The sequence below is a fragment of the Candidatus Photodesmus blepharonis genome (genome assembly GCF_000731795.2).
Lineage (GTDB): Bacteria > Pseudomonadota > Gammaproteobacteria > Enterobacterales > Vibrionaceae > Vibrio > Vibrio blepharonis.
The window spans coordinates 232,551-244,971 of record NZ_JGVK01000027.1; the positions used below are offsets into that span (position 1 = coordinate 232,551).

At 36.1% G+C, this 12,421-nt stretch carries 13 protein-coding genes; 9 read left to right on the plus strand and 4 right to left on the minus strand.

What is annotated here, in order from left to right:
• Position 1: 1 nt before the first annotated feature.
• From rsxD to rsxA, 4 genes are read right to left on the minus strand one after another with little or no spacing between them, the layout of a single operon-like run.
• Complete coding sequence (gene rsxD, locus CF67_RS04000) at positions 2-1,045, minus strand: electron transport complex subunit RsxD (protein WP_278184773.1); 1,044 nt, start codon at positions 1,043-1,045, stop codon at positions 2-4.
• The gene (gene rsxC, locus CF67_RS04005) at positions 1,045-2,766 is read right to left on the minus strand and encodes an electron transport complex subunit RsxC (RefSeq protein WP_052538111.1); all 1,722 of its coding nucleotides are present in this window, start codon (positions 2,764-2,766) and stop codon (positions 1,045-1,047) included. The genes rsxD and rsxC overlap by 1 nt, the downstream gene beginning before the upstream one ends.
• A gap of 40 nt (positions 2,767-2,806) precedes the next feature.
• The gene (rsxB, locus tag CF67_RS04010; protein ID WP_034414684.1) at positions 2,807-3,364 is read right to left on the minus strand and encodes an electron transport complex subunit RsxB; all 558 of its coding nucleotides are present in this window, start codon (positions 3,362-3,364) and stop codon (positions 2,807-2,809) included.
• Positions 3,364-3,945: an electron transport complex subunit RsxA gene (rsxA, locus tag CF67_RS04015; protein ID WP_034414777.1), complete on the minus strand. Its 582-nt coding sequence runs from the start codon at positions 3,943-3,945 to the stop codon at positions 3,364-3,366. The genes rsxB and rsxA overlap by 1 nt, the downstream gene beginning before the upstream one ends.
• Before the next feature lie 533 nt (positions 3,946-4,478).
• On the opposite strand from rsxA, the gene rpmF reads away from it, so the two are divergent.
• The 9 genes from rpmF to CF67_RS04060 all read left to right on the plus strand — a co-directional run bounded on the left by rpmF (position 4,479) and on the right by CF67_RS04060 (position 12,337).
• Positions 4,479-4,649, plus strand: a complete 171-nt coding sequence (rpmF, locus tag CF67_RS04020; protein WP_034414685.1) for a 50S ribosomal protein L32 — start codon at positions 4,479-4,481, stop codon at positions 4,647-4,649.
• A 6-nt stretch (positions 4,650-4,655) separates the two neighbouring features.
• Positions 4,656-5,681, plus strand: coding sequence for a phosphate acyltransferase PlsX (gene plsX / locus CF67_RS04025; protein ID WP_034414687.1), 1,026 nt, complete (start codon positions 4,656-4,658; stop codon positions 5,679-5,681).
• 231 nt (positions 5,682-5,912) lie between these two features.
• Complete coding sequence (gene fabD, locus CF67_RS04030; RefSeq protein ID WP_034414689.1) at positions 5,913-6,854, plus strand: ACP S-malonyltransferase; 942 nt, start codon at positions 5,913-5,915, stop codon at positions 6,852-6,854.
• A 24-nt stretch (positions 6,855-6,878) separates the two neighbouring features.
• A complete protein-coding gene (gene fabG / locus CF67_RS04035) occupies positions 6,879-7,613 on the plus strand; it encodes a 3-oxoacyl-ACP reductase FabG (RefSeq protein WP_034414692.1) in 735 nt (244 codons plus the stop codon).
• 151 nt (positions 7,614-7,764) lie between these two features.
• Positions 7,765-7,998 (plus strand): acyl carrier protein, encoded by a 234-nt coding sequence (gene acpP, locus CF67_RS04040; protein ID WP_034414695.1) that lies wholly within the window; start codon positions 7,765-7,767, stop codon positions 7,996-7,998.
• Between the two features lie 76 nt (positions 7,999-8,074).
• On the plus strand, positions 8,075-9,316 hold the full coding sequence (fabF, locus tag CF67_RS04045; protein ID WP_034414697.1) for a beta-ketoacyl-ACP synthase II: 1,242 nt from the start codon (positions 8,075-8,077) through the stop codon (positions 9,314-9,316).
• 401 nt (positions 9,317-9,717) lie between these two features.
• Positions 9,718-10,740: an endolytic transglycosylase MltG gene (gene mltG / locus CF67_RS04050; RefSeq protein WP_034414699.1), complete on the plus strand. Its 1,023-nt coding sequence runs from the start codon at positions 9,718-9,720 to the stop codon at positions 10,738-10,740.
• The gene (tmk, locus tag CF67_RS04055; protein WP_034414701.1) at positions 10,737-11,372 is read left to right on the plus strand and encodes a dTMP kinase; all 636 of its coding nucleotides are present in this window, start codon (positions 10,737-10,739) and stop codon (positions 11,370-11,372) included. Before mltG ends, tmk begins: the two co-directional genes overlap by 4 nt.
• A 2-nt stretch (positions 11,373-11,374) precedes the next feature.
• Entirely contained in the window at positions 11,375-12,337 is a 963-nt protein-coding gene (locus CF67_RS04060) for a DNA polymerase III subunit delta' C-terminal domain-containing protein (protein ID WP_320412132.1), read from the plus strand.
• The last annotated feature ends 84 nt before the right edge of the window (positions 12,338-12,421 follow it).

Genomic DNA, 12,421 nt, shown 5'->3' on the forward strand with positions numbered 1-12,421 from the left:
CCTAATGTCCGTATGTGCGAGGTTTACTGTAGTAGTCAATTAATGGTACACACATATTTGCTAACAGTACTGCGAACGCAACACTATCAGGAAAACTACCCCAGCTTCGAATAATAAATACCATTACACCTATAAAAGTACCAAAAACAAGTCGACCTTTGATCGTAGTTGAAGCTGATACTGGATCAGTAGCAATAAAAAATGCACCTAACATAGTTGAACCAGATAAAAAATGGATACTCAATGGTGCGCATGTACCTGGAGAAAACAGTGTGAATAAACCACTGATTATTGCTAGACTGCTTAAAAAACTAACTGGAATGTGCCAATGGATTACTTGTAACTTAAGCAATAGTAGTCCACCCATAAGATAAGAAAGATTGACTAATCCCCAGCTGCTCATTATTAAGTCTTTAAATTGAGGTTGTTGGAGAATTTCATCAACAGTTTTCCCGCTATGCAAAGCAGTTTTAAATAAATCTAACGGTGTCGCCATTGTGATTCCATCAACTCCTGTAAGAATTTCTTGTAGTGGTAAATTTGCAGTGTTGAAATTTAAAAAAATTAATAAAAACGTATCGATAAATGAGATTGAGTTACTTGATTGTTGAGTTGATTCAATCCAGCTATTCATTTGGATAGGAAAAGAAATCAACAAGACCACATAGGCGATCATTGCAGGATTGAATAAATTTTGTCCTAGGCCACCATATAGCTGCTTCGTTATAACGATTGCGAAAATTAGTCCAATGAATATAATCCACCATGGAGAAAGAGGGGGAATAGCAACTGCTAGTAACCAAGCAGTAACAAGTGCACTGTTATCTCGTAAAGCTGTTGTTGGAGGACGTTTTCTTGCCAGCATTACTAGTGTTTCTAAGAATAAAGCAACGCAGGTAGACCAAAAGAGTTGTATAATTGTTCCCCAACCAAAAAAGTAAGATTGTGTAATTAAACCTGGTAAAGTGCAAAGAGCGACCCATTTCATCAACTCTGGTGTGCTATTTCCATAGTTAAATTTTGTATAGAAAGGCAAAAGAGCCACTATTTTTTCTCCTTAAAATTTTTTTCCTGTTTGAGAGTTTTTTCTTTTTGATTTTTACGAGTTTTCGCTTCTTTTTTCCGTTTATTACGCAATTTGATCATTTCTATATTGTCGGGTTCCAAATTTTTTTCATTTTCTGTTTTAAACTCTGTGATAGTAACAGAAACTGTTTTTATGATGGGTTGTTCATTTTTTCTCGTTCGAGCTTTGACACGTGCGACAGCATCTGAGATAGCACGAGCATTATCCGCACTCTTCATTTTTTTGCGACGTTCTTGGCTTATTTTAGCCAAAGCGGTTTCACGTTCGATTCGATCTCTTTCCGTGCGTTGGTTTTTCTCTTTGAAACGTTTTTTGGCACGCTTGGCTGCTTTCAGTGCGTTGTTGCGAATTTGAATTTCTTTTTTAGCTTGACGATAATATTTTACCAATGGAATTTGACTTGGACAAACATAGTCACAGGCACCACATTCGATACAGTCTCCTAAATTTAATTTTTCGCATTGATCAAACTCTTTGGCCTTTGCATGCCATTGGAGTTGTTGAGGCAATAATGAAACAGGACAAGCATCTGAACATTGACCACATCGAATACATGGCATTTCGTCTTGAGTCTTTTGTTTTTTTGGGGATATAAGTATACAGTTTGTCGTTTTGGTTACAGGTATATCAGCATGAGGTAAAGTGATTCCCATCATAGGACCACCTAATATTAAAGATTCAGTTTTCTTGTTGAATTCATGACCGAATTCAACAAGAAGAGTTTGGATTGAAGTTCCGATAAGCGCCCATACATTACGTGGTTTCTTAAACTTTTCTCCAGATAAGGTGAGAATACGATTGATTAATGGTTTTCCATCGCAAATCGCTCGTTTAATTGCATGTAGGGAGCTGACATTTTGGACTAAAATGCCAATATCTGAAGGTATTCCACCGCTTGGTACTTCTTTATTGGTAAGAATTTTAATTAATTGTTTTTCTCCGCCAGAAGGATATTTTGTGGGAATTATACGAATAATAAACTCTTTGTTTTTAGTGGATTGGTTTAATGCTTCTATAGCTTCTGGTTTATTATCCTCAATGCCGATAACAATTAATTTAGGTTTGAGAATATGCTTAACAATTTCGATCCCCTGAATCACTTCATCTGCATGGTATTGTATTAATGCATGATCTGCTGTGATATAAGGTTCACATTCTGCTGCATTAACGATAAAAATATCAGTATTAGATATTATAGACTGAATTTTTTTTGCAGTAGGAAAACCTGCACCTCCCATTCCAGAAATACCAGCTTGCTTAATATACTCAATTAATCTGTCTGGTGATTCTTGAAGAAAATTATCTACAGGTTTGACAGGAAGCCATTTGTCCTTTCCATCTGGCAAAATAACGATACACAGTTCGGCTAATCCAGAAGAGTTAGCAGCTGCATATTTTTTAATCGCAGTGATGGTGCCGGATGTTGGAGCATGAATTGGTAATACAGAATTGGTATCATACTTAGTTAAGGCTTGTCCTTTCAAAACATATTCGCCGATTTCGACAAGAAGCCCACCAGATTTACCAATATGTTGTTTTATAGGAAGCAGAATTCGGTTAGGTAGTGAGGCGTGTATTAAAGTTCTTTGGAGTGATTGAGCTTTGCTTTCAGATGGCTGAATACCACCAGGGAAATCCCAAAGTTTACCTAATTTGATTTGTTCAATAAGCGATATCATAGCTGTCAGTCAACTTTTTTGTTTGAAAATCCAGGAATTATCAAGTAGTATCGGTAATGTCCAGAATGGGGATTATGCTAGCTTGGCAATCTGAGGCACTCAGTGCCACTGGTATCATTTCAATACAGTTAGTTGGACAAGGAGCAACGCAAAGATCACATCCTGTGCATTCATTTTCAATTACTGTATGTATTTTTTTTATTCCACCGACGATTGCGTCTACCGGACATATTTTAATACACTTTGTGCAACCGATACACATGTCTTCGTGAATGAAAGCGATGGTTTTGGCTATTTTTTTTACTCCTTGTGAGTATTTTTTTGCTTCAACATTCATAAGATTTGCAATATTTTCAATGGTAGTTACACCTCCTGGTAAACATTTATTAATTTTTTCTCCATTTGCAACTGCTTCTGCGTATGGACGACAGCCAGGATATCCACATTGACCACATTGCGTTTGAGGTAGAATACTGTCAATTTGATTAACAATAGGATCCGTTTTTACCTTAAAATAATTTGAAGCGAACCCAAGAGTAGCGCCAAATATCGCGGCTAGAAAAACTATAGTAAGCACAGCAATTAAAATTGAGTACATTACGGTGTTACCAATCCACTAAAGCCCATAAAAGCTATTGACATAAGACCTGCGGTAATCATTGTGATAGAGGCACCTTTAAAGGGTAACGGTACATCTGCTACTGAGATACGCTCCCGCATTGAAGAAAACAAAATTAAGGCTAAGGAGAAACCTACGGCGGCACTAAATCCATAGATTATTGATTCAACGAACCCATTATTTTCATTAATATTAAGTAAAGCAACACCTAATACTGAGCAGTTTGTTGTAATTAGTGGCAGGAAAATACCCAGCAAGCGATATAGAGTTGGACTGCTCTTTTGCACAAGCATCTCAGTGAATTGTACTACTACTGCAATGACTAAAATAAAGCTCATTGTACGTAGATACCGCATACCAAGTGGTAACAAAATATACGTTTCGATAACGTATGCAGACATTGAGGCTAATGTCAAAACAAATGTTGTGGCGAATCCCATTCCAATTGCACTTTCTAATTTTTTAGAAACTCCCATAAAAGGACATAGGCCTAGGAATTTTGTAAGGACAAAGTTATTAACTAAAACATTACTTACAAGCAGCAAGAGATATCCGATCATAGTTTTTATCGTATTTAAAGATACTTCAATCTCCATATTATCGTTCTTTGTGGATATAATAACAACTATGGAAAGATAAAGTTTTAGATCAGCTAGAATAAATAAAGCAACGAAATTGTGATACATGAACAGGGAATTCATAAGCATTTTTATAAATTCTCTTGTTTAAAGAAAACCTAATTATCCACAAAAATTGTGCATAACTATGTTGATGAATTTTTATGGAATTTCAATATTAACAAAATTATGATTGAGCTTTTTTCGAAAAAAAACTGGTGATAACGTATAGTTAATTTAAAATATACTAACTATATCATTACATAACACCAGAGGCATTTGATATCATAGAGACTGTTTTTGATGAACAAGGTATTGTAGAATACCAGTAGCACTACGAACAAGGTTAGATTATAGTGTCTAAGTTTATGTTTCAAGAGAAAATGTCGATGTTCTTTTAATATAGTCTACAGTTTGAATATTTTCATATTGTTTTAAAATTAGTAAATTTTAGAAAATTCAGAGGAATAGATCTTATGGCTGTACAAAAAAATCGTAAAACACGTTCTAAGCGTGGTATGCGTCGTGCGCACAATGCTTTGATTGGAAATGCGTTGTCTTTAGACATAACTTCAGGTGAAACTCATATACGCCACAGTGTAACATCTGAAGGTTATTATCGCGGTAAAAAAGTTATTGGTAAGTAGATTTCTTTGCGAAATGTAATTGTTGCGCTTGATGCAATGGGTGGAGATTTTGGCCCTAAGGTTACGGTACCTGCTGCTATTCAGGCATTGTCGCTCTTTCCAGAGTTGAAAATTATTCTAACAGGTGATCGAAATTCGATTAAGTCTTGTTTGCTTTTTTCTGGTTACCAGTCAAATACTCGCCTAAGTATTGAACACACTAAGATAGTTGTGTCAGATTCGAAGAGGCCATCTTTGGCTCTACGTAGTAGTGTTGGTAGTTCAATGGAAATGGCTATTAATTTAGTTTCCAGCAATCTCGCCAACGCTTGTGTGAGCGGTGGTAATACTGGTGCTTTAATGGCCTTATCTTGTTTTAGATTGAAGTTACTTCCTGGACTTGAACGTCCAGCGTTGGTGTCTGCATTACCAACCAAGCTTAGGAAGAAAACTTGGATGCTGGATTTAGGTGCCAATGTATCTAGTGATGCGGAGTCTCTTTTTCAATTTGCAATAATGGGTAGTGCATTGGCTGAACAACATCTAAGACGTTCAGCTAGGGTGGCAATTTTAAATGTTGGTGTAGAAGAGATAAAAGGAAATAATTTAGTTAAACGTTGTTCTGAAATGTTATCTAAGAGTAAGTTGGTGAACTTTATTGGTTATATTGAAGGTAATCAGTTGTTATATGATGTCGCAGATGTAATAGTATGCGATGGATTTGTCGGTAATATTTGTCTTAAGGTCTGTGAAGGTACTGCTAAATTGTTTATAGACAAGTTAAAAAACAACGTGATAAATTCCTCCATCAAAGGATGGATTGCAAAAAAATTGTTTTCTGAGTTGTTTGATGAATTAAGAGCATTAAATCCGGATCGGTATAATGGTGCGAGTTTTCTAGGACTGCGTGGTGTTGTTATCAAGAGCCATGGGAAGGCTGATGTATCCGCGATTGTTAATGCTATTGGTGAAGCGGTATATGAAGTGCAAGAACAAGTGTCTACTTGCATCAGGGATCGTTTAAAAGCGGTTTTGCTTGAAAGAAAAAAATAATTCATTGTCAACTACTTATACACTTATCTAGCGTGCAATATTGTTAGAGGAGTGGTATTATACATCCATAAAAAATGGGAACCAATTTAACTACTGTCGTGATTTTATCGATTGGACTTCAGTTTGCTTGTGAATCAGTTTTCTGTTTCAGAAAAATAATGAGCATCCTTTTGATTGTTTAGTTGCGTAGTTTTTGTCTTGAAATAATGTAAATTAAAATGAGTAAAGAATATGGGTAAATTTGCTGTAGTATTTTCAGGGCAAGGTTCGCAAGTTATTGGTATGCTTGAAGAGCTAGAAAGACACTACGTTGCAGTGAAAGAGACTTTTTCCGAAGCATCCAATGCGTTAGGATATGATCTTTGGTCTTTAGTTCAAAACGGTCCCGAGGAAGATTTAAATCAAACTTTCCGTACTCAACCAGCACTATTGGCTGCTTCGGTTTCTGTTTGGCGTATATGGAAAGAGCTTGGTTACGATCAACCAGTAAGTCTAGCAGGTCATAGTTTAGGTGAGTATTCCGCCTTAGTATGTGCTGATGTCATCAATTTTCAAGATGCGATAAAACTTGTTGAATTGCGTGGTAAATTAATGCAAGAAGCAGTACCTGAAGGTACAGGTGCAATGTGTGCAATCATAGGTCTTAGAAAAGATATAGTTGAGAAAACTTGTAAAGAAGTGGAAAAGTGGGATGGGGTTGTTTCTCCAGCAAATTATAACTCTCCTTTTCAAATTGTAATTTCTGGTAATAAATGTGCTGTAAAGCGAGTAGAAATGTTATGTAAGAAAGTTGGAGCTAAGTATACCTTTCCTCTTTCTGTGTCTGTACCTTCTCATTGTGCTTTAATGAGACCTGCTGCTGATAGGTTGGCTGCCAAACTTGCAGAAATTGAATTTACTACTCCTATTTTCCCAGTAATAAATAATGTGGATGTAGTTACTGAGTTAAAACCAGAAAAGATTAAAATGGCATTGGTACGTCAGTTATATAGTCCAGTTCGTTGGACTGAAATTGTTCAGTTAATGAATAAACAAGGTGTAAAGTGTTTATTGGAAATGGGATCTGGTAACAGAGTACTTACTGGGTTGACTAAACGGATTGTGAAAATGCTTAAATCAGGAGTAATTAATGATATTGCTTCCCTTAATGCTGCGAAGGCTTTGATTTTCTAATTAAAAATAAAATTGAGGATTTATATGAATCTAAAGGATAAAATCGCCTTGGTTACAGGTGCTAGCCGAGGTATTGGTCGTGCTGTATCTGAACTGCTAATTGAATGTGGTGCAACAGTCATAGGCACAGCAACAAGTAAAGAGGGTGTGGTTGCAATTAGCGAAAATTTTGGCAAAAATGGTAAAGGTTTTATTTTGGATGTAAGTCAGTCTGAGTCGATTGAATCAACTCTGAAAAACGTTAAAAGTGAATTTGGAGATATTGATATTTTAGTCAATAATGCTGGTATAACCCGTGATATTTTGCTGATGCGTATGAAAGACAAGGAGTGGAAGGATGTTATAGATACTAATTTAACATCTATTTTTCGCCTATCTAAGCTTGTCTTGCCTGGCATGATTAAAAAGCGTAACGGTCGTATTATTAATATTGGCTCTGTTATTGGTAGCATAGGTAATATAGGTCAAGCCAATTATGCTGCAACGAAAGCAGGTGTTGTTGGCTTAACTAAATCAATGGCGCGAGAAGTTGCTTCTCGAGGTATCACTGTAAACACGGTATCACCTGGTTTTATTGAAACAAACATGAGTGATGTTTTGAATGATAAACAACGTGAAGCGATACTAGTTAACGTTCCTATTGGACGCTTAGGTAATCCGCGTGATATTGGCTTTGCAGTTGCCTTTTTGGCATCTTCGGAGTCAGCCTACATTACTGGTGAAACCTTGCATGTTAACGGTGGTATGTACATGGTTTAATAAAAGATCATATTTTCATTTCCAGAATTTGTACTAAATTTAAATCGAGGAAATTTTTGGTTTGACCAGTGAGTACATTCTTGCAACTTTCACTAATTTTAATAGACTACAAAGTCATTGTATTCAGCGAAATATTTAGAGGAAAAGTAAAATGAGCAACATTGAAGAACGCGTAAAGAAAATTATTATTGAACAGTTAGGTATGGATGAAGCAGAAGTTAAAAATGAATCTTCCTTTGTTGATGATTTAGGTGCTGATTCTTTAGACACAGTTGAGTTAGTAATGGCTTTAGAAGAGGAGTTTGATATGGAAATTCCAGATGAAGAAGCTGAAAAAATTACGACTGTTCAAGCTGCAATTGATTATGTAAACGGGGCTCAGTAATATCTTTCCTAGGTGGCCTGCTGGCCGCCTGTGATTTTATATATCTTCATTTGCCTCTATTCTGGAGAGTAAGATTGTGTCCAAGCGTCGTGTAGTTGTCACTGGAATGGGTATGCTGTCACCGGTAGGCAACAGTGTGCAATCCTCTTGGAGAGCCCTACAAGCTGGTCAAAGCGGTATTGTGAATATTGAGCATTTTGATACGACTAATTTTTCTACTCGTTTTGCAGGTTTAATTAAAAATTTTAATTGTGAAGGATATGTCTCTAAAAAAGATATGCGTAAAATGGATTTGTTTATTCAGTATGGCATTGTTGCCGGCGTCCAGGCATTATGCGATTCTGGTTTAATTATCACTGATAAAAATGCTTCTCGCATTGGTGTTGCTATTGGATCAGGTATTGGTGGTCTCGGTTTGATTGAGGCTGGTTATAAAGCTCTTAGAGAAAAAGGACCTCGTAAGATTAGTCCATTCTTTGTTCCTTCAACAATTATAAATATGATTTCTGGTTATATGTCTATCATGCATGGATTACGTGGACCAAATATTGCGCTATCAACAGCGTGTAGTACTGGTCTTCATAATATTGGTTATGCAGCTCGTATGATAGCTTACGGTGATGCTGACGCTATAGTTGCCGGTGGAGCCGAAAAAGCATCTACACCTCTAGGTATGGGCGGATTTGCTGCTGCAAAAGCGCTATCTACACGTAATGAAGAACCTCAAAAAGCTTCTCGTCCTTGGGATAAAGGTCGTGATGGTTTCGTTCTCGGTGATGGCGCTGGTATCATGGTTTTAGAGGAGTATGAGCATGCAAAAGTACGTGGTGCTCGTGCTTATTGTGAGCTCGTTGGTTTTGGTATGTCTGGAGACGCTTACCACATGACTTCTCCAAGTGAAGATGGTTCTGGAGGAGCTTTAGCAATGGAGGCTGCCATGTGTGATGCTGGAGTAATTGGTGAGCAAATTGGCTATATTAATGCACATGGAACATCTACACTTGTTGGTGATATCGCTGAAGTTAAAGGCATTAAACGTGCGCTTGGTGAAATTGGCTATAAAAAGGTTCTTGTTTCTTCAACAAAATCAATGACTGGGCATTTACTAGGGGCAGCAGGTTCAGTTGAGGCAATTGTTACAGTAATGTCCTTGGTTGACCAAATTGTTCCTCCTACAATTAATTTAGATAATCCCGAAGAGAACTTAGGTATCGACTTAGTGCCGCACACTTCTCGCAAAGTGAAAATGGAATACGCTGCTTGTAATTCGTTTGGTTTTGGCGGTACAAATGGGTGTCTTATTTTTAAGAAAATATGACTTAGGCTATATTAATTTGCCTTTTTACAATAACTTACTTGATTGCTTTCTTGAATAGAAATTATGAAAATACAACGCACAAAGGGCATAATTTAGTCATGGGGTAACTTCATGGTTCAAGTATGATAAATAAAAAGTTCTTGGAAAATAAGCAGTTGCAAACTTTCTTGTTTTGCTCCCAAAAAATCGAGCGTGAAGCTATTATCATTTTCATAATTAAGTTCCAATTTTATCGTTGTACAGTATATTATTGAACGTTTTCAGTATGACTTAGAGCTTGCCCTTATGATTCTCTTGCATAAGTTTTGAGCGGTTTTAAATGTGCTCATGTCTGAACCGCTATTGCTTTAAATTGTTATAAAATTCGAAGCACAAGGCAACATTTTTAGGAGAGAATAAACTTGCGGAAAAGTAAACTAAAGGTTGTATTGACTTTATTAGTTATATCGTTTACCAGCGTGTTTTTTTATGTGTTCAAAGAGATTCATAATTATTTAAAACAACCTTTGAACATTAGCTCACACGAAATTATTACAGTAAAATTTGGTACTAATTTAAACGCTTTTCTTTCATTCTTGAATAGGAAGGGTTGGATTTCATCTCATCCTACTTCTAGACTGCTACATTATCTACATCCAGATTTAGTAAACATCAAAGCAGGTACATTTAAATTTCAAAAAAATATGACGTTAGAAGAAGCTTTGAATCATGTAATTAATGGAGAAGAACATCAATTTTCAATTACTTTTCTTGAAGGAAGCCGTTTCAGTGAATGGAGAAAAGCGTTATCTTCTTCCCCTTATCTTGAGCATACTATTACTGATTTAAATGAAAAAGAAATAGCCTACAAACTAGGTCTTAAACAAGAAAAATTAGAAGGACTTTTACTTGCTGAGACTTATTATTATACGGTGGACAGTTCAGATATTGATATTTTAAAGCGTGCTAACAGAAAATTAAATGAGATAGTTAATACTCAATGGTTAGCCAAACAGTCAAACTTACCAATAAAAACTCCTTACGAAGCTTTGATTTTAGCGTCCATTATCCAGAAAGAGGCATCATTAGAATCGGAGAGAAAGCGTATAGCATCAGTTTTTATAAATCGTCTTAATAAGCGCATGCGTTTACAATCTGATCCAACTGTCATATATGGAATGGGTGACAAATATGATGGAAATATTCGAAAAAGCGATTTGTTTACACCAACACCTTACAATACTTATGTTATTAATGGATTGCCACCTACACCTATAGCTATGATTGGCAAGGCTTCCATTGAAGCTGCTTTACACCCTGAACGAAGTGAATACTTATATTTTGTAGCAAGTGGAGATGATGATGGTCATATATTTTCAAAAAATTTATCAAAGCACAATACAGCAGTGCGAGCATATTTAAAAAAAGTAAGAAGTATTCAATGAAAGAAGCAAAATTTATCGTTCTAGAGGGACTTGAAGGCTCTGGAAAAAGTACAGCTTTGAAGACAATTACAGCAACTCTTAGAGCTGCAGGTATAGAAAAAATTAAAAGTACTCGCGAGCCAGGTGGTAGTGTAATAGGGGAAAAAATTCGCTTACTTATTAAGAAAGAGCACAGAAATGAAGATTTGCAAAATATGGCTGAGTTACTCCTATTATACGCTGCTCGTATTCAATTAACAAATGACATTATTAAGCCAGCGCTTAAAGAAGGCGTTTGGATGGTAAGTGATCGTTATGATATGTCTTCACAAGCCTATCAAGGTGGCGGTAGAGGAATCTCACCGAATCTTATAAGTACGCTGAAGACGCAAGTATTAGGCGAATTTAAGCCAGATTTAACATTTTATTTAGATGTTGATCCGAAAGTTGGTCTAAAGCGCGTGTGTAATCGTGGACAACAACTTGACCGAATTGAAAAAATGGGCATTGATTTTTTTGATCGTACTAGAAAGCGTTATTTAGAATTGTCGAATAGTGATTCTAATACAATTGTTATTGATGCTGAAAAAGAAATAGACTTAGTCAATTGCGATATTCGAAGGGCTTTGATTTTATGGTTGAATAAGCAGTAATAATGATGGAAGGGCTTTTTCCTTGGTTACTCAATGTATGGAAGTATTGGCAAGCAAATTTAGAAGCAGAGCGATTTTCTAAAGCTACGCTGCTTGTAGCACCAGATGGGCTAGGAGTTGAGAAGTTGATAAAACGCTTCAGCCAAGTTTTAATGTGTTCTAATTATCTTTCGGAATTTTGTGGATTTTGTCGTAGTTGCCAATTGATTAGTTCCGGTAATCATCCTGATTTTCACTTAGTTTCTCCAGTGGCAAAAGGTAAGGTAATTACGGTTGAACAAATTCGTGCTTGTAGCAACTTTGCTTATGCATCTTCTCATCTTTCTAGTTTACGTTTAGTTGTAGTAAAACCAGCCGAGTTGATGACTGAATCAGCAGCTAATGCGTTGTTGAAAACCCTAGAAAAATCGTCATTGAGCTGTATATTTTTGCTAGTTGCTAGTTCTAGAAATTTGTTGTTGCCAACTCTTGTTAGTCGTTGTCAGAAATGGAGTTTGTCTCTTCCCGAAGACGCAGTTATTTTTACTTGGTTGAAAGAACAAACGAGAAAATACATTCCAGATTGTGCTATATGCTTAAATAGCAACGCTCCTCTAAACACATTATCTTTTATCGAAGGTGATGGATGGAAGAATTACTTATTAATTGAGGGAAAACTTCTGGAGGTCATTAAACATGACACTGGGACATTCTTAGAATTAAGTACGTTGTTGTCAAGAGAATCTGATAAGTATTTATCATGGTTGTGGTATTTATTTAGTGATGCTCAAAAAATTCATTTTGGTTTATCATATACAATTCCAGGTGCTCTTGAATTAAGTACTTTGCTCAGTTATGAGCAGCTTTATTTGCAGTTTTGCAAGCTCACTTTATTGAAAGAGCAGCTGCGTTTGCATTCTACTTTAAACAGTGAGTTACTAATAATTGATTGGTTGATTGATTTAAGCAGCGATATTTCTCAATGAGATCTGATATAGATCAAGCAATAGTTAAAAATCCTTACTTCAATTATGGAACTAATTTTATTAGTATAATATCGTAGCCTCTGT